Annotated in this window: 18 protein-coding genes and 1 riboswitch; of the genes, 9 read left to right on the forward strand and 9 right to left on the reverse strand. The window is 38.9% G+C overall.

The window, feature by feature from the left end; all coding sequences use genetic code 11:
- Positions 1-127: 127 nt before the first annotated feature.
- Positions 128-1,402 carry a malic enzyme-like NAD(P)-binding protein gene (locus tag HMPREF2750_RS06910; RefSeq protein WP_070583163.1) on the reverse strand — a complete coding sequence of 425 codons (1,275 nt, stop codon included), beginning with the start codon at positions 1,400-1,402 and terminating at the stop codon, positions 128-130.
- A 201-nt stretch (positions 1,403-1,603) separates the two neighbouring features.
- On the opposite strand from HMPREF2750_RS06910, the gene HMPREF2750_RS06915 reads away from it, so the two are divergent.
- Genes HMPREF2750_RS06915 through HMPREF2750_RS06925 form a run of 3 tightly spaced genes read left to right on the forward strand, consistent with a single transcriptional unit; the run spans position 1,604 to position 4,133 of the window.
- Positions 1,604-2,233, forward strand: a complete 630-nt coding sequence (locus HMPREF2750_RS06915; protein WP_070583164.1) for a DUF1919 domain-containing protein — start codon at positions 1,604-1,606, stop codon at positions 2,231-2,233.
- Between the two features lie 9 nt (positions 2,234-2,242).
- Complete coding sequence (gene rsuA, locus HMPREF2750_RS06920; protein ID WP_070583165.1) at positions 2,243-2,941, forward strand: 16S rRNA pseudouridine(516) synthase RsuA; 699 nt, start codon at positions 2,243-2,245, stop codon at positions 2,939-2,941.
- A gap of 1 nt (position 2,942) precedes the next feature.
- A complete protein-coding gene (locus tag HMPREF2750_RS06925) occupies positions 2,943-4,133 on the forward strand; it encodes a Bcr/CflA family multidrug efflux MFS transporter (protein WP_070583166.1) in 1,191 nt (396 codons plus the stop codon).
- Positions 4,134-4,206: 73 nt separating this feature from the next.
- On the opposite strand, the gene HMPREF2750_RS06930 is transcribed toward HMPREF2750_RS06925, so the two are convergent.
- From HMPREF2750_RS06930 to HMPREF2750_RS06940, 3 genes are all read right to left on the reverse strand, one after another.
- Complete coding sequence (locus HMPREF2750_RS06930; protein WP_070583167.1) at positions 4,207-5,646, reverse strand: alanine/glycine:cation symporter family protein; 1,440 nt, start codon at positions 5,644-5,646, stop codon at positions 4,207-4,209.
- Positions 5,647-5,781: 135 nt separating this feature from the next.
- Entirely contained in the window at positions 5,782-6,699 is a 918-nt protein-coding gene (nagK, locus tag HMPREF2750_RS06935) for an N-acetylglucosamine kinase (protein WP_070583168.1), read from the reverse strand.
- Between the two features lie 145 nt (positions 6,700-6,844).
- Complete coding sequence (locus HMPREF2750_RS06940; RefSeq protein WP_049365786.1) at positions 6,845-7,570, reverse strand: phosphatase PAP2 family protein; 726 nt, start codon at positions 7,568-7,570, stop codon at positions 6,845-6,847.
- A gap of 67 nt (positions 7,571-7,637) precedes the next feature.
- On the opposite strand from HMPREF2750_RS06940, the gene ribA reads away from it, so the two are divergent.
- Entirely contained in the window at positions 7,638-8,285 is a 648-nt protein-coding gene (ribA, locus tag HMPREF2750_RS06945) for a GTP cyclohydrolase II (RefSeq protein ID WP_070583169.1), read from the forward strand.
- Between the two features lie 44 nt (positions 8,286-8,329).
- On the opposite strand, the gene HMPREF2750_RS06950 is transcribed toward ribA, so the two are convergent.
- The gene (locus HMPREF2750_RS06950) at positions 8,330-8,473 is read right to left on the reverse strand and encodes a hypothetical protein (protein WP_014065561.1); all 144 of its coding nucleotides are present in this window, start codon (positions 8,471-8,473) and stop codon (positions 8,330-8,332) included.
- A 124-nt stretch (positions 8,474-8,597) separates the two neighbouring features.
- Positions 8,598-8,642, forward strand: a riboswitch (PreQ1 riboswitch).
- Position 8,643: 1 nt separating this feature from the next.
- On the opposite strand from HMPREF2750_RS06950, the gene queC reads away from it, so the two are divergent.
- The 5 genes from queC to gltS all read left to right on the forward strand — a co-directional run bounded on the left by queC (position 8,644) and on the right by gltS (position 16,144).
- Positions 8,644-9,321, forward strand: a complete 678-nt coding sequence (gene queC, locus HMPREF2750_RS06955; protein WP_070583170.1) for a 7-cyano-7-deazaguanine synthase QueC — start codon at positions 8,644-8,646, stop codon at positions 9,319-9,321.
- 196 nt (positions 9,322-9,517) lie between these two features.
- A complete protein-coding gene (gene parE, locus HMPREF2750_RS06960; protein WP_070583171.1) occupies positions 9,518-11,416 on the forward strand; it encodes a DNA topoisomerase IV subunit B in 1,899 nt (632 codons plus the stop codon).
- 16 nt (positions 11,417-11,432) lie between these two features.
- A complete protein-coding gene (gene nirK, locus HMPREF2750_RS06965) occupies positions 11,433-12,626 on the forward strand; it encodes a copper-containing nitrite reductase (RefSeq protein ID WP_070583172.1) in 1,194 nt (397 codons plus the stop codon).
- Positions 12,627-12,637: 11 nt separating this feature from the next.
- A complete protein-coding gene (gene parC / locus HMPREF2750_RS06970) occupies positions 12,638-14,893 on the forward strand; it encodes a DNA topoisomerase IV subunit A (RefSeq protein WP_070583173.1) in 2,256 nt (751 codons plus the stop codon).
- 36 nt (positions 14,894-14,929) lie between these two features.
- Positions 14,930-16,144, forward strand: coding sequence for a sodium/glutamate symporter (gltS, locus tag HMPREF2750_RS06975; RefSeq protein ID WP_070583174.1), 1,215 nt, complete (start codon positions 14,930-14,932; stop codon positions 16,142-16,144).
- Positions 16,145-16,195: 51 nt separating this feature from the next.
- On the opposite strand, the gene mfd is transcribed toward gltS, so the two are convergent.
- The 4 genes from mfd to HMPREF2750_RS06990 form a co-directional block, all read right to left on the reverse strand.
- A complete protein-coding gene (mfd, locus tag HMPREF2750_RS06980) occupies positions 16,196-19,633 on the reverse strand; it encodes a transcription-repair coupling factor (protein WP_070583175.1) in 3,438 nt (1,145 codons plus the stop codon).
- A 118-nt stretch (positions 19,634-19,751) separates the two neighbouring features.
- Positions 19,752-19,925: a DUF5363 family protein gene (locus HMPREF2750_RS10065; RefSeq protein WP_014065161.1), complete on the reverse strand. Its 174-nt coding sequence runs from the start codon at positions 19,923-19,925 to the stop codon at positions 19,752-19,754.
- Complete coding sequence (locus HMPREF2750_RS06985) at positions 19,922-21,766, reverse strand: tRNA(Met) cytidine acetyltransferase TmcA (protein ID WP_070583176.1); 1,845 nt, start codon at positions 21,764-21,766, stop codon at positions 19,922-19,924. Before HMPREF2750_RS06985 ends, HMPREF2750_RS10065 begins: the two co-directional genes overlap by 4 nt.
- Positions 21,767-21,769: 3 nt before the next feature.
- Positions 21,770-23,536, reverse strand: a complete 1,767-nt coding sequence (locus HMPREF2750_RS06990) for an ATP-binding protein (RefSeq protein ID WP_070583177.1) — start codon at positions 23,534-23,536, stop codon at positions 21,770-21,772.
- Positions 23,537-23,627 lie beyond the last annotated feature (91 nt).

Here is a 23,627-nt window from a genome sequence, read left to right on the forward strand (position 1 = left end):
AAGGGGATCGCTACCCTCTGATTAATTTAAAGCACGTGAATGTGCCATTCCTTTCATAGACAGATAAAAAAACACAAAGTGCGGTTAAAAATATCATCATTTTTGACCGCACTTTGAAAGAGAAAGACTAAGCTGCAACTAACGCTTTTAATTGTTTTTCATAAGCTGCCCAATCAGTAATTGGACGTGTTGCAACACCGGTTTCCATCGCTTTTTTCGCTACCGCAGAAGAGACGGTAAATAATAAGCGTGGATCAAATGGTGTTGGAATCACATAATCCGGTCCAAAAGATAATGCACCGTAATTTGAAATAATTTCTAACGGAACCGGTTCTTTTGCCAAATCTGCAATCGCGTGAGAAGCCGCTAATTTCATTTCTTCATTAATAGCTGTTGCCCCTACATCTAATGCACCACGGAATAAGAATGGGAAGCAAAGTACGTTATTCACTTGGTTTGGAAAGTCTGAGCGACCAGTACAAACAATCGCATCTGGACGTACTGCTTTCGCTTCATCAGGTGTAATTTCAGGTACAGGGTTAGCTAACGCTAAGATTAATGGATTCTCCGCCATGGTTTTCACCATTTCAGGTTTTAACGCACCTGCTTTAGAACAACCTAAGAACACATCAGCTCCCTTAACGGCATCCGCTAATGTACGCCAACCATTATCTTTAATCGCGTAGAATTGTTTGGTTTCATCCATGTTATCGCCACGCCCTTTAAAAATCACACCTTTAGAGTCACACATGGTGATATTTTCTTTTTTGAAACCTAATGCTCGAAGCAAGTTAGTACAAGCAATAGCAGAAGCACCTGCGCCATTTACCACTAAGCGAACATCTGCGATATTTTTACCAATAATTTCTAAACCGTTTAATGCTGCTGCACCGACAATAATGGCTGTACCGTGTTGGTCATCATGGAATACTGGAATTCCCATACGTTCACGCAACGCTTTTTCAATGTGGAAACATTCCGGTGCTTTGATATCTTCAAGGTTAATGCCACCAAACGTTGGTTCTAATGAAGCAATAATATCAATTAATTTATCTGGATCGTGTTCATTGATTTCAATGTCGAATACATTAATACCGGCAAATTTTTTGAACAATACCCCTTTCCCTTCCATGACAGGTTTTGAGGCAAGTGCACCAATATTTCCTAAACCTAATACAGCTGTACCATTTGAAATCACGGCAACTAAGTTAGCACGAGCGGTATAACGGCTTGCTGCTGAAGGATCTTTTTCAATTTCTAAACAAGGCTCTGCAACACCGGGGGAATAAGCAAGGGCTAAATCATGTTGGGTTTCTAACGATTTGGTTGGGGTGACAGCAATTTTTCCTGGAATTGGGAATTCATGAAAATCTAATGCGGCTTGGCGTAATTGTTCGCTCATATAAAAATACTCCATTTTCACTTAGGCTAAATAAAATTTGCGCCATTATACTCTCTTTTTTAGAGAAATTTGTGATATACCGCAAAAATTTTACAAAATGATTACAAAATATGAGTGAAATCGACCGCACTTTTTGTCTTTTCTTCACATTTTGAACCAAAAACGTTACTATGTCGCAAAAAAACATGCAGGATGTAAATAATGAGTTTGTTTTCTAAATTTAGAAGTGCCATCAATAAATTACAACGGAAAGCGATTAACAAAACCTTTCAAAAACGGTTAACTAACCAAGGCATGTCAGTGATTTCAGCAAACTGTGTCGGTGCATTTATTTTGCACGACCTAAATCAGCCTTTTAATTCTCCGTTTGTTAACCTTTATTTAGACCCAAGCGATTTTGTTCGCTATCTACAGAACATCACATTCTATCAAGCTCAACCGCTTCAATTTATACAAACAGAAAAACCATATCCTGTTGGTTTATTAGGTGATCTTAAGGTGCACTTTATGCACTACCACTCCGAACAAGAGGCTCGGGAAAAGTGGGAAGCACGCTCACAGCGTTTAAACCTCGATAACTTGTTTATTATGATGACTGATAAAGATGGTGGAAAGGGTGCAAAATATGAAGACTTGCAAGCCTTTGATAACTTGCCTTATCCAAACAAAGTTGTCTTTACCCACAAGCCATATCCTGAATTAAAATCCGCTTTCTACATTAAAGGCTTTGAAAACGAAGGAGAAGTGGGCGATTTATTTACTTTTTCCGGTTGGAATGGCGAAAAATATTACGACCAGTTTGATTACGTCAGCTGGTTCAATCAAAAATAAGAGTTTACGATGCGATTAGATAAATTTATTGCCGAGAATACTGGTTTAACCCGTTCACAAGCCACCAAGGCCATTCGCCAAAGTGCGGTCAAAATTAACGGTGAAATTGTGAAAAATGGGGCGACCAAAGTCAGTCAAGAAGATGAAATTTATTTTGAAAATGAATTGTTGCCTTGGGTAGAAGAAGGCCAATATTTTATGTTGCATAAACCTCAGGGCTACGTTTGCTCTCATGATGATGGTGACTATCCTACTATTTATCAATTCTTTGAACCACCTCTTTCTGGCAAGTTACATAGTGCTGGACGATTAGATGTTGATACGACAGGACTCGTGCTATTAACTGATAATGGTCAATGGTCACATCGTATTACCTCACCAAAGCATCAATGCGAAAAAACCTATTTAGTCACTTTAGCTGACCCGGTTGAAAACCATTATGCATCAGCTTGTGAAGAAGGCATTCTGTTACGTGGCGAAAAAGAACCGACCAAGCCAGCAAAATTAGAAGTATTAGACGATTATAACGTGAATCTGACTATCTCTGAAGGGCGCTATCACCAAGTGAAACGAATGTTTGCCGCACTGGGTAATAAAGTCGTGGCACTACATCGTTGGAGAATCGGCAACGTTGAATTAGATGAGAACTTAGAAGAAGGCGAATTTCGTCCACTCACTCAGGAAGAAATCGACAATTTAGTGAAATAATATGAGCCAAAATATTAAACCTACCTTTATTTTTATCACCACGCTCGGCATCCTCTCAATGCTACCGCCTTTGGGCGTGGATATGTATATTCCGTCCTTTTTAAATATTGCTGAAGACTTAAATATCAACTCCGAGCAAGTACAGCATACGCTAACATTCTTCGCTTATGGTATGGCCGCAGGACAATTATTCTGGGGTCCCTTTGGCGATAGTTTTGGTCGTAAACCGATTATTTTATTAGGTGTCATTATTGGTGCTATCACGGCTATTATTTTAACGGGCATTCATTCTATTGGCAGTTTCACTGCGCTACGTTTTATTCAAGGTTTCTTTGGGGCTGCACCTGTTGTGCTTTCAGGAGCTTTATTACGAGATTTATTTAGCAAAGATCAACTGTCTCGAATCATGTCCACCATCACGCTTGTCTTTATGATCGCGCCGCTTGTTGCGCCTATAATTGGCGGATATATCGTGAAATATTTCCACTGGCATATGATTTTTTATGTGATTGGCATCATGGGATTTCTTGCTGCATTGCTTGTCTTTTTTATTATTCCCGAGACCCATAAACAAGAAAATCGTATTCCCCTGCGGCTGAATATCATTGCCCGTAACTTCATGACACTTTCTAAACAAAAAGAAGTGTTAGGTTATATGGCGGCAGCCTCTTTTGGTTTTGGTGGTTTATTTGCTTTCGTCACTGCGGGATCGATCGTCTATATCGGTATTTATGGCATTCCAGTCGATGAATTCGGTTATTTCTTTATGATCAATATTGCCATCATGACAACGGCTTCTTATCTCAATGGGAAATTTGTATTGAAATTAGGTGCTGAAACCATGTTACGAATTGGTATTGCGGTACAATTTATTTCAGGAATTTGGTTATTTTTAACCGCACTTTTTGATTTCGGTTTTTGGCCAATGGCTATTGGCGTAGCCTTTTTTGTTGGACAAAATCCATTAATCTCCTCCAATGCCACAGCCTCTATTCTAGAGAAATTCCCAACGATGGCGGGTACCGCAAATTCATTAATGGGAAGTGTACGTTTTGGTGTCGGTGCGGTGATGGGTTCCTTGGTAGCGAGCTTTAAAATGGAAACCGCTGCACCAATGCTCTATACAATGACAGCTTGCGTGGTCATTTCAGCCCTCTCTTATTACTTCCTGACTTATCGAAATGAACGATAAAGTGCGGTCAATTTGAACATCATTTAAAACAACAAAGGCGGGATATCCCGCCTTTGTCATATTCCATCAAAACTTATTTCCAAATTCGATGATCTAATACTCGTTTTTTAATTTCAGGATAGAGGTCAATTTTAAATTCAGGCTCTTTTCCTGCTTTTAATTGACGTTGATAGTCCTTCATTAACTTCCACACAATTGGGGAAAGTAAAACAATCGCGACTAAGTTAATAATTGCCATCACAGCCATCACAGTATCCGCAAAATTCCACACAACATTACCTGATTTTACCGAACCGAAATAAACGAAGAATAATACCGATAAACGGAATGCCCATACAAACCAAGGTTTATTTTTAATAAAGCGAATGTTACTTTCTGCGTAAGCATAGTTACCGATAATAGAGGAATAAGCGAAAAGCAATAAAATGAAAGCTAAGAAGTGTACGCCAAACTCCCCAACATGATAACGCAATGCATTTTGCGTTAAGGAAATACTTTTCAGTGTTTCACTGCCATAGTTATCAGAAAGCAGGATAATCACCGCCGTACAAGTACAGACGATCATGGTATCTACAAACACACCAAGCATTTGTACTAAGCCTTGACTAACTGGATGTTTTACATGAGCGGCAGCCGCGGCATTTGGTGCAGAGCCCATCCCCGCTTCATTAGAGAATAATCCACGTTTAATCCCCATCATCATGGCTTTGGAGACTAAAGCACCAAACATACCACCAGCGGCTGATTGGAAAGTAAAAGCACTTTTATAAATATTGGCTATTACCGTCGGAATCATATCAATATGCATACCTAAGATAATTACCGCCATGATTAAATAAAAGAGTGCCATCATCGGTACTACGCTACTAGAAATGGTCGCAATACGTTTTACGCCACCGAAAATAATTACAGCAGTTAATACCACTAAAACAAGACCAACATATTCACCTTGCCAATTCCAAGCATTTTTGGTTGCTTCCACAATTGAGTTTGCTTGTACTGAATTAAATGCAAAACCAAAGGTAAAAATCAATGATAGGGCAAACGCTACTGCTAGCCAACGAGATTTTAAACCTTGTGTAATATAGTAGGCTGGGCCACCACGGAAAGAGCCATCTTTGTCTTGAATTTTGAATACCTGTGCTAAGGTTGACTCCGCAAAAGCACTCGACATACCAATAAATGCCGTTACCCACATCCAGAACACCGCACCTTCTCCACCAAGCGCAATAGCTGTTGCCACACCACTGATATTACCTACGCCAACTCGACTGGCGAGCCCGGTTGCAAACGCTTGGAATGGCGTTAAAGAATTTCCCTCTGCTGCGCGTCCAAACCACATTTCACGTATACTTGTAGGGAAAAGACGTAACTGCACTAACCCAGTAGTAATGGTAAAAAATAAACCGACACCTAATAAAATAACAATAGTGATATTCCATAATGGCTCGTCAAAATGTTCGATAACCCATGTTAATCCCTGTTCAATCCAGTTCCCAAATTCTGTCAACATAAAAACCTCACTAAAAAATCAATATTCTGATTGTAGAGAGACAAAAGAAAAAATCCAGTTTTCTTAGAGAAAAACTGGATTCTTATCCTATAACATAAAATTTATTCAAATTTTCACTGTATTTTTAGATTAAATCTATTCACAGTTTAAAAATAACGCGGCTGCTCCACGAACACCACCGGAATCACCATGTTTTGCTTTTTTGATTGGAGGCACTTTTGCACTACGCATTAAATGAGCTGACAATGCTTTTGGTAACGCTTCATAAAGATAATCAAAATTCGATAAACCACCGCCGAGCACAATCATATGCGGATCAAATGCAGTGATAATATTGCCGATAGAAATAGCCGCTAATTCAACAAAAATACGAACAAAATCAACCGCACTTTCCTCTTTCGCATAAAAGCGATCGATAATTTCTTTGGCTGATAACTCTTCCCCTTTTAAATCACGGTACAACATTTCAAAGCCGCGACCGGAAATATACGTATCTAAACAGGCCTGATTGCCACAACCACATTGGTAAATTGGCGCTTTATCCCAGCCCAATAACTTTAAGGCATGATAATTTAATTGAAGGTGGCCTAACTCCCCTGCCATCCCAACTTGTCCTGAGTGAATTTTGCCATTAATTACAAAACCACCACCAAAGCCCGTCCCCAAAATAAGCCCTAATACAGAAGGATATTGGATATTTTCTTCATCACAAGCTTCAGAGAGAGCAAAACAATTTGCATCATTTTCTGCCCGCACTTCACGATCTAAAACGCGTTCAAGATCGGCTAAAATGGGCTTATTATCTGCAACACGAATATTCGTCACTTCAGCAAGCCCAGTTGTTAAATTAACAAATCCAGGCAAACCTAAACCTACTGTGCCTTTTTCACCAAAGTGGGCATCAGCACGTTCTACTAGCGTTTTGATCGCTTGTAACCAATCTTGATAATCTGTTTGTGGCGTTGGCACGCGCTCGGTATAAAGTTTTTCTAATTTTTCATTAAAAGCAGCCAATTCAATCTTTGTGCCACCGATATCAATACCGTAATACATATTATCTCCTCAAAAGAGCGGTCAAAATTGTTGGAATGTTTGGACTGTATTTTCCTTGAAATCCAAATGAAAATCCATGATAAAAATCATATTTTCTACTAGCAATAAAAAAGACCAGCTTCATCACTCAAACCGGTCTTTGATGCTATTTATTGTTAAACAAGCCTTTCTTCTGTAAGAAACCAAAAATAATCAAATGAACAATCCATGCTGAAATTATCGCCACAAATAAATCGATAGGATAATGCATTCCTAGACGTACGCGACTAATTAACATTAATACGCCCCAAATTGTCATCGCTCCAATAAGCAATTCTGCTTTAAAAGAACGCTTCCCTAATAATTGGCTAAATCCAACGGCTAACATAAGCCAAGTGGCAGCAAAAATAGAATGACCAGATGGGAAAGAATAACCCGTTTCATCTTCATAATGAGCTTTTAACCAGGCTGGCGTATCGGCTTGTGTAGAATAAAATTTATCCACTAATTTCGCACGCTCAGAACGATCTTGATGATAAAAAGCATCCGTCGTACTTTCTGTTTTTTCCGCTAAATAGACAGTAAAAGGACGTGGCTCGGCAAAAACCGTTTTTAAACCTGTTTTAATTACTTGTGTAGATAATACCGACAGCCCCATTACAATGACACCCATAATCCATTGTTTACGATTTTCAAAAAGAAAACGGAAAAGTAAAGCAAATACACCACAGGTAATTAAAGCGTAAGGCACGCTACCGGTTTCAGTTAAAAGATAAAGCCAATAATCCCATTCCATTAATTGGTTGTTTCCATGCCAATGATAAGCAAAACCCCAAACAAAAAATGGTACAAGACAAAGGAATAACGTATATAATGACAGCCTTTTAAACATTGTTGCCTCTTGATAATAAAAATAAAGTGCACATTTTAGCAGAATAAAGTTGAAAAAAGGATAAATTATGTCAAAAATCCAATTGGTTGCCAAAGCCAATTTGCCTACCGAATATGGCATATTTAAAATGGTCGGATTTGAATTCCCCGATACAAAAAAAGAACATGTCGCTTTAGTGATGGGTGATATCTCAAACCCAGATGAGCCAGTGCTCGCCCGCATTCATTCTGAATGTCTAACAGGCGATGCATTACACAGTTTAAAATGCGATTGTGGTTTCCAACTAGCAGCGGCATTACGTCAAATTAGCGAAGCGGGTCGAGGTGTTTTAATCTATCATCGTGAAGAAGGCCGTGGCATCGGTTTAATTAATAAAATTCGTGCCTATGCATTACAAGATCAAGGAATGGATACCATTGAAGCCAATCTTGCATTAGGTTTTAAAGCCGATGAGCGTAACTTTAATGTGTGTGCCGATATGTTTGAATTATTAGGTGTGAAACAAGTTCGCTTGATGACAAACAACCCACAGAAAGTCGAAACCATGAAAAAAGCGGGCATTAATATTGTAGAACGTGTGCCATTGAATGTAGGTGAAAATCGTTACAATACGAAATATCTTGATACTAAAGCGAAAAAAATGGGCCATTATATTGTGCACAATAATGAAGAACATTTAATGACTTGCCCACATTGCCAAGAAGAAGTGATTTAATAAAAAAGCCATACAACTGTATGGCTTTTCTTTTATCAAAACAATTATTGATTAACGCCCCAATGACGAGTGTCTTTATCAAATTTCATGCCTGAATGCGATCCTTCCGAACCATTAAAATAAACGTCTTTATTTGCGCAAGCTGAAATCACTAATGCACCAATAACGATAAGAATTAATTTTTTCATTGTATTTACCTTTTTTAAAACTAGCTTACCGAAATTGTATCACAATTTTCTCCGTTTTTTCCTGCTTAAATTAGTCCTTTTCTTGCAAAATTTATCTTTGACTTCTACAATACCGCCTCATTTTTAACTTGTAGTTCGCAAACCTCCTACATAAAAAAACTAGGTATCCTATGAATATTTCAAATCTTAATCACAATCGTAAAGCCCTTGTCATCTTCTCTGGTGGACAAGATTCCACAACCTGTTTAATTCAAGCCATTGCTGAATATGGCGTAGAAAATGTCGAAACCGTCACTTTTCAATATGGCCAGCGCCATGCCATTGAATTAGAAAAAGCCCGTTGGATCGCCAAAGATCTCGGCGTAAAACAAACGTTGATTGATACGTCCGTCATCAAATCTATTACCCATAATGCCTTAATGGATGCAAATGCAGATATTGAGCAAAAAGAGGGTGAATTACCTAATACCTTTGTGGATGGCCGCAATGCACTCTTCTTATTGTATGCGGCGATTTATGCAAAAGGTCAAGGTATTAATGACATTATCACAGGCGTATGTGAAACAGATTTCAGTGGCTATCCCGATTGTCGCGATGTGTTTATCAAATCCATGAATGTTACCCTTAATTTAGCCATGGATTATCCGTTCAATTTAAAAACACCGTTAATGTATCTCACCAAAGCACAAACTTGGGCATTAGCTGATGAATTAGGTGCGTTAGATTATGTTCGTCAGCATACCCACACTTGCTATGAAGGTGTTGAAGGTGGCTGTGGGGAATGCCCAAGCTGTAAATTGAGAGATAAAGGCTTGCAGGAATATTTAGCAACAAAAGCAAAAGCTTAGTATCTCGATAACTCACTCCATAACAGATTAAATAGATTCAAATGAACCCCAAGTGCGGTCAAAATTCACGTCAAATTTTGACCGCACTTTTACTTGATATAGTATCCTTATCTTTTCTCATCTTTGATTTTATAAACGCGTCATTTTTTGATAAAATCACGCTAATTTTTTTATAAATAAGTAACTAATTTTAAAAATGACTACAAATTATTCCGCTCAAGAAATTACGGTTCTGAAAGATCTCGAACCGGTGCAAATTCGCCCCGGCATGTACACGGACACCACCCGTCCAAATCACCTTGCACAAGAAGTTATCGATAACAGTGTGGATGAAGCCCTTGCGGGTTTTGCTACCAAAGTTGAAGTGATTTTACACGCTGATCAATCGCTTGAAGTCATTGATAATGGCCGTGGGATGCCAGTAGATATTCACCCAACTGAAGGCGTTTCTGGTGTGGAAGTCATCTTAACCAAACTTCATGCTGGCGGTAAGTTCTCGAATAAAAACTATGAATTTGCTGGTGGTCTACACGGGGTGGGGATTTCTGTCGTCAATGCCCTTTCTGAACGCGTTGATATTCAAGTTAAACGTAACGGTGAAGTGTATAAAATTGCCTTTGAAAACGGTGCAAAAGTAGAAGAATTAGAAGTCATCGGGACTTGTGGCAGACGTACAACCGGCACCACCGTTCACTTCAAACCGAATCCAAAATATTTTGATAGCAAGAATTTTTCTGTCAGCCGTTTACGCCACTTATTACGTGCGAAAGCCGTACTTTGTTCAGGCTTAGAAATTAAATTTGTCGATAAAGTGAATAACACCGAAGATGTGTGGTGCTATCAAGATGGTCTATCCGATTACTTAACCGAAGCGGTGAATGGTTTTGAAACTTTGCCTGAAAAACCTTTTGTTGGTGAATTTAAAGGATCTACAGAAGCAGTAAGCTGGGCATTGTTATGGTTGCCGGAAGGTGGCGAGCTTATTGCAGAAAGCTATGTAAACTTGATTCCAACAGTACAAGGCGGAACACACGTAAATGGTCTTCGCCAAGGCTTGCTCAATGCCATGACCGAATATTGCGAATTCCGTAATAAATTACCACGTGGGGTGAAATTAACCGCAGACGATATTTGGGAGCGCTGTGCTTACATTCTTTCACTAAAAATGCAGGATGCTCAATTTGCAGGACAAACAAAAGAGCGGTTATCTTCTCGTCAAAGCGCGGTCTTTGTGGCAGGCGTTTTAAAAGATGCCTTCAGTTTATGGTTAAACCAGAACGTACAAGATGCGGATCGCTTAGCTGAAATGGCCATTAGCTCTGCACAACGTCGTTTAAATGCAGCCAAAAAAGTCGTACGTAAAAAATTAGTCAGTGGTCCTGCCCTACCTGGGAAATTAGCCGATTGTGCATCACAAAATTTAGAAAAAACCGAATTATTCTTAGTAGAAGGTGACTCTGCGGGTGGCTCAGCCAAACAGGCACGTGATCGTGAATATCAAGCGATCCTGCCATTACGTGGAAAAATCTTAAATACTTGGGAAGTAACCAGCGATCAAGTGCTTGGTTCAACGGAAATTCATGATATTGCTGTGGCGCTTGGTATCGATCCTGATAATGAAGATTTATCTCAACTTCGTTATGGTAAAGTCTGTATTTTAGCCGATGCGGACTCTGATGGTTTGCACATCGCCACCCTACTTTGTGCACTCTTTTTACGTCACTTCCCTAAATTGGTTCAAGATGGACACGTTTATGTGGCAATGCCACCACTCTATCGTATCGACTTAGGTAAAGAAGTCTTTTATGCCTTAGATGAAAACGAAAAAGAAGCGATTTTAGAACGCTTAAAAGGTAAAAAAGGTACCTTAAACGTACAACGCTTCAAAGGTTTGGGTGAAATGGATCCATCACAACTACGTGAAACCACCATGGATCCGAATACACGCCGTTTAGTTCAATTAACCTATGAGCTAGGCGAAGATCAAGGGGCAGAAACATTAGAATTAATGGATATGTTACTCGCCAAAAAACGAGCGGAAGATCGCAAAAATTGGTTACAAACCAATGGAGATCAAGTGGATTTAGCTGTTTAATTATTTGAGGTTAATCATGAACGAACAACGTCGAGATTTTTTTAAGAATAGTGCACTAGGCCTAGCAACAATTACATTAGGTGCAGGTTTAAGCCTTGTTCCTTCTGCTCAAGCAGAGGAAAAGCCCTCTAATACGGCAACCACTGCGGTTGAAAAATTACCTGAAATTGAAGCTGAACTGACGCTTGCGCCAAATGTACCAAAACCGATTGAACGTAATTACCCTGCAAAAGTTGTAGTAAAACTGACCGCACTTGAGCAAATTATGGATTTAATGGATGGTGTGCAATTTAAATTCTGGACATTAAACGGCAGCGTGCCAGCTCCGTTTATTCGTGTACGTGAAGGCGATATGGTGGAAGTCCAACTTTCCAATTCAGCGAGTTCAATGATGCCGCACAGTATCGATTTCCATGCTGCCGCTGTGCCAATGGGCGGCGCTATCGCAAGTGAAACCCCACCAACACGTACATCAACCTTCCAATTTAGAGCGTTACGTTCGGGCATTTATTTGTACCACTGCGGCAGTCAGCCTGTGGACATTCACCTTGCCAAGGGGATGTATGGTTTAGTTTTGGTTGAGCCGAAAGAAGGTTTACCAAAAGTGGATCGTGAATTTTACATTATGCAAAGTGAATTCTATACCAAAGGCGAGTTTGGCGATCCTGGCTTGCAACCATTCAGTATGCAAAAAGCCATTGATGAACGTCCTGAATACGTCCTCTTCAACGGTAAAGTCGGTGCAACTATGGATGGAAATGCCTTAAAAGCGAAAACCGGTGAAACCATTCGTCTATTCGTAGGAAATGCAGGGCCTAATTTATGTTCTTCTTTCCACTTAATCGGTGCGGTATTTGACAATGTGTATGTAGAAGGCGGCACACTTGTTAATCACAATGTTCAAACGACCTTGATTCCATCTGGCAGTGCCACCATGGTAGAAACTCGAATTGATGTGCCGGGTACTTATGTCTTTATGGATCACTCCATTTTCCGTGCTGTAAATAAAGGTACAATGGGACAAATAGTGGTAGAAGGCAAAAAAAATCCTAATATTTATTCCGGCAAATTAAAAGACGAAGCCTTTAAAGAAGCCAATCCACAAAAACCACAACCTGTTCCTTACGAAATTGACAGTCACAAAGGAATGGATATGGGACATTCTCCTCACGAACATTCCGATGGGAATTCCGGTGCAACAAGAAAATAGATTAGAAAAATATGAGCAATATTAACTACGAAGGCATCGAGCAGATACCACTTCGCACCTTTACAGAAAAGGCTTACCTTAATTATTCAATGTACGTCATTATGGATCGTGCATTGCCTTTTATTGGCGATGGCTTAAAGCCTGTTCAACGTCGTATTGTCTATGCGATGTCTGAACTTGGCTTAAATGCCGCGGCAAAATTTAAAAAATCCGCACGTACCGTCGGTGATGTGTTAGGTAAATTCCATCCACATGGTGACTCCGCTTGTTATGAAGCCATGGTATTAATGGCACAACCCTTTTCTTATCGCTATCCTTTGGTAGATGGTCAAGGAAACTGGGGGGCGCCAGATGATCCTAAATCATTCGCGGCAATGCGTTATACAGAATCTCGCCTGTCCAAAATTTCTGAAATTCTATTAACTGAATTAGGTCAAGGCACTGTTGATTTCCAACCAAACTTTGATGGCACTTTAGAAGAACCACAATATTTACCTGCGCGTTTACCTCATATTCTGTTAAACGGTACTACCGGGATTGCCGTCGGAATGGCAACAGATATTCCTCCACACAATATTAATGAAGTAGCAGATGCAGCTGTGATGCTATTAGATAATCCAAAAGCAGGATTAGATGATGTGCTCAATATCATTCAAGGCCCTGATTTCCCAACTGAAGCGGAAATTATTTCCCCTAAAGATGATATTCGCAAAATGTATGAAACCGGTCGTGGCTCTATTAAGATGCGCGCAACATGGCATAAAGAAGATGGTGAAATCATCATTAGCGCACTTCCTCATCAATCTTCACCATCAAAAATCATTGCACAAATTGCTGAGCAAATGACCGCGAAAAAATTGCCAATGGTGGAAGATATTCGTGATGAAGCAGATTACGAAAATCCTGTGCGTATCGTGCTTGTACCACGTTCAAATCGCGTTGACACAGATGCCTTGATGGCGCATTTATTTGCGACGACTGATCTTGAAAAAAGCTATCGTGTGAATATGAATATGATCGGGCTTGATCATAAACCAGCCGTAAAAGGCTTACTTCAAGTTCTCACTGAGTGGCTGACATTCCGTCGCACAACAGTAACACGTCGTTTACAACATCGTTTAGATAAGGTACTCGCTCGTTTACATATTTTAAATGGTTTGATGATTGCCTTCCTCAATATTGACGAAGTGATTGAGATTATTCGTACTGAAGATGAACCAAAACAAGTTTTAATGGCTCGCTTTAACTTAAGTGATGAACAGGCAGAAGCCATTTTAAACTTACGTTTACGCCATTTAGCTAAATTAGAAGAACATCAATTACAAGCTGAAAAAGATAAACTTGAAGAAGAGCGGTCAAATTTAGAGTTAATTTTAGGATCTGAACGTCGCTTAAATACCCTGATTAAAAAAGAAATTCAAGAAGATGCGAAAAAATACGCCAGCCCTAGAATGTCTCAATTAGTTGAGCGTGAAGAAGCGAAAGCTATTTCTGAAAGTGAAATGACTCCAGCTGAACCAGTTACGGTCATCTTATCTGAAATGGGCTGGGTACGATGTGCAAAAGGTCATGACATTGATCCGGAAGGATTAAGCTACAAAGCAGGCGATAAATATCTCTCTCACGCTTGCGGTAAAAGCAATCAACCAGTGATCTTTATTGATAGTACTGGTCGTAGCTATGCTTTAGATCCATTAAGCTTGCCTTCTGCGCGTTCCCAAGGTGAACCGCTCACCGGTAAACTTACATTACCGGCTGGTGCGACCATTGAACAGGTTATTATGGAAACTGAAAAACAAGAATTATTGATGGCATCAGATGCAGGATATGGTTTTATTTGCAAATTTGAAGATTTAATTGCACGTAATAAAGCAGGAAAAGCCTTGATTTCTTTGCCAGAAAATGCGAAAGTCTTGAAACCTGAGACACTTTCCGAGTCGACCTCACTTCTTGTGTCCCTCACTTCAGCGGGTCGAATGCTGATTTTTCCGGTACGGGATTTACCGGCATTATCAAAAGGGAAAGGCAACAAAATCATCAGTATTCCAGCAACGAATGCAAAAGCGCGGTCAGAATTATTGGTGAAATTGTTCTTAATTTCAGAACAAGCCAGCCTTGAGTTCCATTCCGGCAAACGAAAAATCACATTAAAACCGGAAGATCTGCAAAAATTCCGTGCGGAACGCGGCAGAAAAGGCTCTCAATTACCACGTGGATTACATAGCAATGTTGATATTGTGGTAGTTGAACCCGAACACAACTCATAAGAATTCTCGAAACCAAACTAAATAGGAGGATATTTCGTGAATATTGTTTTTGATACCTATCAAACTCTTGCTTTAGCAAGCTTTGTATTATTACTTGGTTATTTTCTAGTAAAACGTATTCGCGTTTTACAAACATTCAATATCCCTGAACCTGTTGTTGGCGGCTTTATTGTGGCTATTGCATTAACCATTTTATACAAAGTAAATGGCACTTCATTCACTTTTGAGAAAAGCTTACAAACATCTATGATGTTGGTATTCTTCTCCTCTATCGGTTTAAGTGCAAACTTTGCTCGCTTAATTAAAGGCGGAAAACCATTAGTTATCTTCCTATTGGCGGCAGCAATACTCATTGTTTGCCAAAATATCATCGGTATTTTAGGTACTCAATTATTAGGCATTGATCCTGCTTACGGCTTACTTGCTGGTTCAGTTACCCTAACCGGTGGTCATGGTACAGGTGCGGCATGGGCAGAAACATTCACTAAAGAATTTAATCTACCGGCTGCGACAGAAATCGCCATGGCGTGTGCTACATTCGGTTTAGTCTTTGGTGGTATCTTAGGTGGTCCAGTATCTCGTTATTTATTAAATCATCAAAAACAAGGTGAAAATCCAGAGAATGATGAAATAGATGACGTACAAGAAGCATTTGAGCACCCAACTTACAAACGTAAAATTAATGCGCGCTCAATCATTGAAACCATCGCAATGCTTTCTTTATGTTTACTCATCGGTCAATACTTAGATGGCTTAACAAAAGGTACACACATTCAATTACCAACCTTCGTATGGTGTTTATTTACAGGTGTAATCATTCGTAACAGCTTAACCCACTTATTCAAATTCCAAGTGGCTGATTCAGCGATTGACGTATTAGGCAGCGTAGGTTTATCTATCTTCTTAGCGATTGCTTTAATGTCTCTAAAACTTTGGGAGCTAGCAGGTCTTGCAACAGATGTATTGGTTATCTTAGCGGTTCAAGTTGTCTTCATGGCTTTCTTCGCTATCTACGTCACATACCGTATGATGGGTAAAGATTATGATGCGATTGTATTAAGTGCAGGTCACTGTGGTTTCGGTCTCGGTGCTACACCAACAGCCGTTGCTAACATGCAAGCGATTACCAGCCGTTTCGGACCATCTCACAAAGCGTTCTTAATTGTACCAATGGTAGGGGCATTCTTTATCGACTTATTAAATGCCGGTATCTTAAAAATGTTCTTAAGCGTTGTTGAAGCGCTTCACTAATAAAACGTAAAAAAGAAAGGCTGACATGTTGTCAGCCTTTTTATTTACTTGCTACTCAGTCAGCGTCTTGACTAAATCCATCACAAATTCTAACCGCTCTTTATTTTCTGAAAGCGCTTTCACAAACTTAAATTTTAATGGTCCATCAAAACGATAAACAATTGGATTTTGTTGAATTAATTTGATGAATTTTTCAGGATCAACTTTTGCTGAAGGAGAGAATTCAATAAAGCCACCTTGAGCCCCTGCATCGATTTTCAGTACTTTTAATGGTTTCACCATTAAACGCATTTCAGCAATTTGTAAAAGATTTTTAGTTGCTTCAGGTAATAGGCCAAAGCGATCAATTAATTCAACTTTTAATTCATCTAGCTCTTGTTTACTCTCCGCTGCTGCAATACGTTTATAGAATGACAAACGCATATTCACATCGCCAAGATAATCATCTGGCAATAAGGCTGGAACACGTAACTCAATTTCAGCTTGCTGATGTGTAATCTCTTCTAATGAAGGCTCTCTCCCCTCTTTTAAGGCTTTTACTGCTGCGTCAAGTAATTCCATATAAAGTGAAAAACCGATACTTTCAATTTGCCCACTTTGTTCATTCCCTAATAATTCACCCGCACCGCGAATTTCTAAATCGTGCGTCGCAAGAATGAAACCTGCACCTAAATTATCTAAACTTTCTAATGCCTCTAAACGACGTTTCGCATCTTTCGTCATTAATTTTGGCGGAGGTGTAAGCAAATAGGCATAAGCCTGGTGGTGAGAACGCCCTACTCGGCCACGCAACTGGTGAAGCTGTGCCAAGCCAAAATTATCTGCACGTTCAATAATAATCGTATTTGCCGTTGGTACATCAATTCCTGTTTCAATAATGGTGGAACAGACTAATACGTTATAACGTTGATGATAAAAATCACTCATCACGCGTTCAAGTTCACGTTCTCGCATTTGACCATGACCAATCACGACTCGAGCCTCAGGGACAAGTGCGGTCAGTTTTTCTGCTGTATTTTCAATACTCGCCACATCATTATGCAAATAATAAACTTGCCCACCACGCAAAAGCTCACGCAGGATGGCTTCACGAATGATTAAATCATCTTTCTGGCGAACAAATGTTTTGATACTCACTCGGCGAGCCGGTGGCGTCGCAATAATAGAAAGATCACGAATACCATTCATCGCCATATTCAAAGTACGAGGAATTGGTGTTGCGGTCAGCGTTAAAATATCAATATTCGCTCGAAGTTGTTTAATTTTCTCTTTCTGTCCCACACCAAAGCGATGTTCTTCATCAATGATAAGTAAGCCAAGATCAGAAAACTTCACATCGGATTGGATTAATTTATGAGTTCCAATCAGAATATCGACTTTTCCTTCGGCTAAATTTTCTAAGATTTGTTTTTGCTCTTTGGCTGTTTTAAAGCGAGAAAGCACTTCCACATTAACCGGAAGATTAGCAAAACGATCTTTAAAATTCTCGTAATGCTGTTGAGCTAACAAGGTTGTTGGAACCAATACAGCGACTTGTTTATGATTCATTACAGCCAAAAATGCGGCACGCATCGCCACTTCAGTCTTACCAAAGCCCACATCACCACAAACCAAACGATCCATCGCCTTGGGTTGGCACATATCCGAAATAACGGCATTAATCGCCATGGCTTGATCGTGCGTTTCTTCAAAAGGGAAGGTTGCCGCGAATTGCTGGAATTCCTCACGATCATATTTAAACTCAAAGCCTTTTTTCACTTCTCGTTGGGCATATACATCAAGTAATTCAGCGGCCACATCACGAATTTTTTCTGCTGCCTTTTGACGCGTTTTCGCCCACGATTCATTACCTAATTTATGCAATGGTGCAGTTTCATCTGAGCCACCGACATAGCGACTAATTAAATGAAGAGAACCAACAGGCACATAAAGTTTGGATTCATTCGCATAATTGATCAGCAAATATTCTGCTTTTAAGCCCCCAGTATCGAGTGTCACTAAGCCACCATAACGCCCAACACCATGATCTAAATGCACCACAGGCTGCCCAATTTTTAATTCAGCCAGATTACGCACTAAGGTATCAGGATTGACCGCCTTACGTTTATCACGCTGACGTTGTTGTACTCGCTCGCCTAAAATTTCATGTTCAGTAATAACGGCGAGTTTAGCCTCATCAAGAATAAAACCTTGCTCAAGACGACTTACCCACAGATTAAACTTATCTTGATTGGCTTCAGATAAGGTTTTAATTTGTTTTGGTTTAATTTTTAAGGGTGAAAGTAAATCCAGTAAAGTTTCACGTCGTCCTTCAGTTTCAACTGAAAATAAAACATTTCCTTTAAAATGCTCAATAAACTGACAAAGTTGGGATAACGGTTCTTTTTGCTGTGATTGAATGGTCACTGCTGGTAATGCAGACACCGATAAATTTTTCTGACGAACAGATGAGCGCACTTTTTCTGCTTTAAAATTAATTTTAGGATAATTTTTTAATGCATGATTTACCGCATCAATACTTAGCCACAAACGTTCTGGCGGCAAAAGAGGGCGCATTGGATCAACTTTGCGATGCTCATAACGCTGTTTAGCATCAAGATAAAAACGTTCTCCTTGTGCTTGATTTGTTTCCATATCCACAAACAACGTTTTTTCGGGTAAGTAATCGAACAATGTTGCCATTTCATCAAAGAATAGCGGCTGCCAATATTCAATCCCTGAGATTAGTGTGCCTTTACTGATTTGCTGATAAATATGTTCTGGATCACGACGAATTTCACCAAAGGTTTCTCTAAATTGTGTGCGGAAAAACTCAATACCTTTCTCATCAGTTGGAAATTCGTGTGCCGGTAATAAATTAATAGATTGAATTTCATCTAACGTTCGCTGCGTATCGACATCAAAAGTACGAATCGAATCAATTTCATCATCAAAAAAATCTAAGCGAAATGGAACCGCACTTCCCATTGGGAAAAGATCTAAAAGAGATCCGCGCACAGCATATTCACCATGTTCTAGTACTTGCTCTACGGAACGATATCCTGCTGACTCTAATTGTAATCGCAATTTTTCAATGACAAGACGGTCACCTTTTTTAATTAGAAGGACATTGTGCTGTAGATATTTCGGCGGGCACACACGTTGCATTAATGTGCTAATCGGTAAAACAAAGATACCTTTTTTAGTATTTTGCAAATGAAATAGCGCACTTAAACGAGAAGAAATAATTTCTTGATGAGGAGAAAAAGAATCATAAGGCAACGTTTCCCAATCAGGAAAAAACTGAATGGGTTGAGAAGTTAAATCCGGTAAAACTTGTGATAAACGAACCGCACTTTTGGTATCCGGTGTCACAACCACAGTCAATCCATCGTATTGCTCAGCAATTTCACTAACCGTAAGTGTATCTGCACTCGCCAATACATTGCCGAGAATTTTATGATCATTTGGCTGAATCGGAATATCAAAATTAAAATAGGTTGTTTTCATAAGTGCGGTCAATTTTTATCTCATTTTTGCGTGAATAGCTTGCTAGTTTAGCAAATTCACTCTACTTTTCAATAATTATCTGTATAAAAAAACAGGGTTAAATTAACCCTGTTTTCTTTTATTTTTTGAGCGGTTCTAGTGGTTTCTCTTTTTTTACCTTACCATCATCATCAAATTCAATGCGTGGCATACAACCTCGACAGCTACCTTTATCTAAACCAAGCTCACTGCAAAATTTATTATATTCATCTACCGCTTTACGGAACCAACCTTTTTTTTCTTGTTCGCTCATTTTGCCTCCTTTTTTAATTTTTGTGCAATTTCCGAACGTAATAATTTTAACCCATTTTTCTTATTATAGGGTATCTGTTTTGTGATGAAATAATCTCTCATTAAAGGGTAATCTTTTTCATCTAAATTCATTAAAAATCGACGAATTGCCGGCAAAGCGGAAGCTAAAGTGCGGTGAAAATAAGCAAAATTTTTTAAGCTGAGCCAATCTTCGTCAATCAATTCCCAATCTACTGATATGCTATTAAATTCCTGAACGAGCGGATGGAAAGACAAAGGTATATTTCGTTGAAAAGAGTGCGTTGCTTCTTTTTCTAATTCAATCCCTTGTGCAGAAAGCCCCTTTAGAGCGATAGCTGAATAACAACCACTACTCGCCTCTAAATGCTCGCCTAAATGAACAAGAGAAAAACCACATTTCTGCCAAAATTGAGCTAGTTCTTTGGTATAACCGAAACTCACTGATAAATAATCTACATTGGCATTTTGCGTGATATATTCAATAAGTTGTGTACCAATACCATGTTGCTGCCACATAGGCTGAACCGCAATTCTCGAAATACGTAAAGAATGCAATTCACAAGCCTTTTGTTGTTGAGCATGAAAACAAAGTGCTTGCGGGACAAGATTACCTTTAGGGCGTCTAATGCCTAGATTAATGGCCTCTATAAGCGATGAATCTTCAATCCCGCCTTCTTTTAATGCCCAAACTGCGCCTAGTAAATTTTGCTCATTTTCAGCAGTAAAAAAACACTGTGAAGTGGCATCAAATAATCGCCGTAGATCTAATGGTGATGTACGATAATGAGCTAATGTCATCAAGCCATAGAATTGGGGCAATGAAGAAAGTATTTCCTCTTGTGAGCGTTCAGTGATTTGGCATATTTTGCTTTTATCGTATGGCGTTTGTTTAAAATCATCCTCTACATTCAATAATAAAAGCTCATCAATAAACGCCTCTAAAACATCATCTTTAGACCAACGTAGCGGTTCAATAAGTTCAAAGTCAGAAAAAGTGCGGTTAATTTTTTGCTTAAATTTAAGCTCAAAGCCTCGCCCGGTTCCCTCATAACTATGGATAGTAGTCGTAAATAGAATATGCTTAAAATGATGAGAAAAAGCGCTAAGTTGAGCAATCGGCAACATGGCTGCCTCATCAACAAAAAGCCAAGCATTTTCAGAAAAAGAAGGATCATTTTGCAAAGCAAGGAAAAGCTCATCTGGTGCAATAAAGATGATCTCTTTTTGTGAAAATTCAGCCAAAATTTTAACCGCACTTTTATTCGGTGCGGTGAGGTAAATTTTAGTATCCAGTTGATTCGCTAATAAGCCTGCTAGAGCTGATTTCCCTCTTCCTCGTTTGGCAGTAAGAAAGTAGAGTTCGGATTCTTTTTGTAAGATTTTCTCAATGATTTTCTGCTGATCTAAGGTCGCGTTGTGATTGACAAATGACTGCTGAAAAGTGCGGTCAAATTTTAAATTATTTTGATGATAAAGGATAGAGAAGCCATATTTATGAATACAATGCTTAAAATATGTCATAAATCTTGGCGTAGCAATTGCCTCAAGTGAACCTGACCAACGGAGACTATCTTCATCTATTTGAGAATGAAGTTTCTCCCAATTTGATAGCAATACAATTAAGGCACCATTCATTTTCAATGTTCCGGCCGCAATGGCTAGTGCCTCTAAATGGATACCTTTCCGCGCATCAAACAAGATCGTCTCAAACTCTTGTCCAAGAAGATTTTGAATTTTAGAGAATTCATTAATGATCAAGGTATTTACCGGCAAATTAGACGGCATATTCTCACTGATCAAAAATTGAAAATGACGGGTCATGAATTACTTTTCTAAATACGCTTCTAATTCAGCTACATTTTGAGGCCATTCATTACTGAGTTGCTTTATCCATGAAGCAATATCCAATGTCCAATTTGGCAATGAGGTATCTTGAGCCTGTTTTGCGATATTTTGAACATTAACAAGCCCTACCGACGCGGCTGCACCTTTAATTTTATGTGCGACATCTGACACGTTTTGTTTCATATCCGTGTTTGCTAGATAATCCTCATAAGCTGTTTCTAATTCATCTAAATAAATTGGCATCCATTGTTTAAATAACGCCACATTAGCTTTCGCTTGAGATTTTCCGATTAACTCAATAAGTGAAATATTGATGCCTTCTTGAACTTGAGGAGTTTCTTCTTCATCAGAGATACATTCAATATCATCGCCTAAAAAAGTTTTAAAGCACTGACGTAATTCAACCAAAGAAAGGGGCTTGCGCAATACGCCATCCATTCCCTGTTCTTGATATTCTTCTTCACTGTGCATCACGTTCGCTGTAAAGGCAATTAAAGGTGGGAGAAAATCATAAATCCCTTCTTCGTAGTTTTTACGTAGATAGTATGCAATATCAAAACCTGACATATCTGGCAACTTAATATCAAGAAAAACAATATCATAAGTATTTTTCTCAAATAATTGGATAGCCTGTTCACCATTCATGGCAACGTCAACATAATGACCTTGCTTTTCAAGAATGCTTTTGGCCACAACCACATTCAATTCAACGTCTTCTACTAATAAAATAGAAAGATGCTGCATAGCTTTTTCTGCATTTCCTTCATGAGCTTGCGCTTGTTCAGCAATGATCGTTAAGTAAAAGGTTGAACCTTTTTCCAATTCACTTTCAACCGTTAAATCCCCTTGCATTAACTGCGCAAGATTCTTAGAAATCGCAAGACCGATGCCACTTCCTGCAGAACGGTGAATATTATCTTTAACCTGATAATACATGGTAAAAATCTTATCTAATTCACAAGGTGCAATACCCGCTCCTGTATCAGTAACACTAAATTGATACTGATTATTTTGCATTTTCTGCACCTTTAGAACCACTTCTCCTTTATCAGTGAATTTGACGGCATTGCTAATTAAATTCCAAAGAATTTGGCTAAGGCGAGCACGATCGAGATAAAGCCAATTAGGTAAATTCTCATCCAGGTTTAAAGAAAATTTTAGTCCCTTTTGTTCTGCCATTAAGGTCCCAAAATTATAGAAATCATTAAGTAATGAATGGAAGTCGCAGGGTTGAATATTCAATTCAATGCGCTTGGAATCGATTTTATTTAAATCAATAATATCACTAAAAATATGACCTAAACTGACCGCACTTAGATTAATGGTATTAAGGTAATTTTGTTGTTGTTCCGTTAATTTATCATCCAGTAAAATTCGACTGAGACCAATGATCCCATTTAACGGCGTACGTAACTCATGGCTAATTGTTGCAAGTAAGGTACTTTTATCACGACTATTTTTTTCTAATCGCGCAAGCGTTTTAGAGAGCTCTAAACGGGAACGCTCTAATCGTTCAACAAGCAGCGTAAAAAAATAAATAACAAAAGGAGCGGTAAATAAACCAAAAGTAATTGAGCGAGCAATGTCACTCCAGTGAATACCATCACTAAGGAGCGTGCTTAATAAGATTTGTATACAGATAGCTAAAATCGCAAGAATAGCGATACCAAGTAAAGAGAAACGAACTCGACCTAATCGAATAACCCAATCAACATAACGTTGCGCAAAATATCTAAAGTTTTTCATGGTTTATATTGAGAAATAAAAATTGAGATCATTCTATATAATTTTTAATAAAAATCTATAAACAAAAACCCCAAGCCATTCAGCTCGGGGT

This window comes from Haemophilus sp. HMSC066D02, from assembly GCF_001810545.1.
GTDB lineage: Bacteria > Pseudomonadota > Gammaproteobacteria > Enterobacterales > Pasteurellaceae > Haemophilus_D.

Bases quoted from the DNA above. Each gene is read 5' to 3' on its own strand.
- mfd (WP_070583175.1), bottom strand. From the start codon at position 19,633: ATGAAAACAACCTATTTTAATTTTGATATTCCGATTCAGCCAAATGAT.
- HMPREF2750_RS06925 (WP_070583166.1), top strand. From the start codon at position 2,943: ATGAGCCAAAATATTAAACCTACCTTTATTTTTATCACCACGCTCGGC.
- HMPREF2750_RS06950 (WP_014065561.1), bottom strand. From the start codon at position 8,473: ATGAAAAAATTAATTCTTATCGTTATTGGTGCATTAGTGATTTCAGCT.
- parC (WP_070583173.1), top strand. From the start codon at position 12,638: ATGAGCAATATTAACTACGAAGGCATCGAGCAGATACCACTTCGCACC.
- queC (WP_070583170.1), top strand. From the start codon at position 8,644: ATGAATATTTCAAATCTTAATCACAATCGTAAAGCCCTTGTCATCTTC.
- HMPREF2750_RS10065 (WP_014065161.1), bottom strand. From the start codon at position 19,925: ATGAGCGAACAAGAAAAAAAAGGTTGGTTCCGTAAAGCGGTAGATGAA.
- HMPREF2750_RS06985 (WP_070583176.1), bottom strand. From the start codon at position 21,766: ATGACCCGTCATTTTCAATTTTTGATCAGTGAGAATATGCCGTCTAAT.
- ribA (WP_070583169.1), top strand. From the start codon at position 7,638: ATGTCAAAAATCCAATTGGTTGCCAAAGCCAATTTGCCTACCGAATAT.
- rsuA (WP_070583165.1), top strand. From the start codon at position 2,243: ATGCGATTAGATAAATTTATTGCCGAGAATACTGGTTTAACCCGTTCA.
- HMPREF2750_RS06940 (WP_049365786.1), bottom strand. From the start codon at position 7,570: ATGTTTAAAAGGCTGTCATTATATACGTTATTCCTTTGTCTTGTACCA.
- HMPREF2750_RS06990 (WP_070583177.1), bottom strand. From the start codon at position 23,536: ATGAAAAACTTTAGATATTTTGCGCAACGTTATGTTGATTGGGTTATT.
- HMPREF2750_RS06910 (WP_070583163.1), bottom strand. From the start codon at position 1,402: ATGAGCGAACAATTACGCCAAGCCGCATTAGATTTTCATGAATTCCCA.
- nirK (WP_070583172.1), top strand. From the start codon at position 11,433: ATGAACGAACAACGTCGAGATTTTTTTAAGAATAGTGCACTAGGCCTA.
- nagK (WP_070583168.1), bottom strand. From the start codon at position 6,699: ATGTATTACGGTATTGATATCGGTGGCACAAAGATTGAATTGGCTGCT.
- parE (WP_070583171.1), top strand. From the start codon at position 9,518: ATGACTACAAATTATTCCGCTCAAGAAATTACGGTTCTGAAAGATCTC.
- HMPREF2750_RS06930 (WP_070583167.1), bottom strand. From the start codon at position 5,646: ATGTTGACAGAATTTGGGAACTGGATTGAACAGGGATTAACATGGGTT.
- HMPREF2750_RS06915 (WP_070583164.1), top strand. From the start codon at position 1,604: ATGAGTTTGTTTTCTAAATTTAGAAGTGCCATCAATAAATTACAACGG.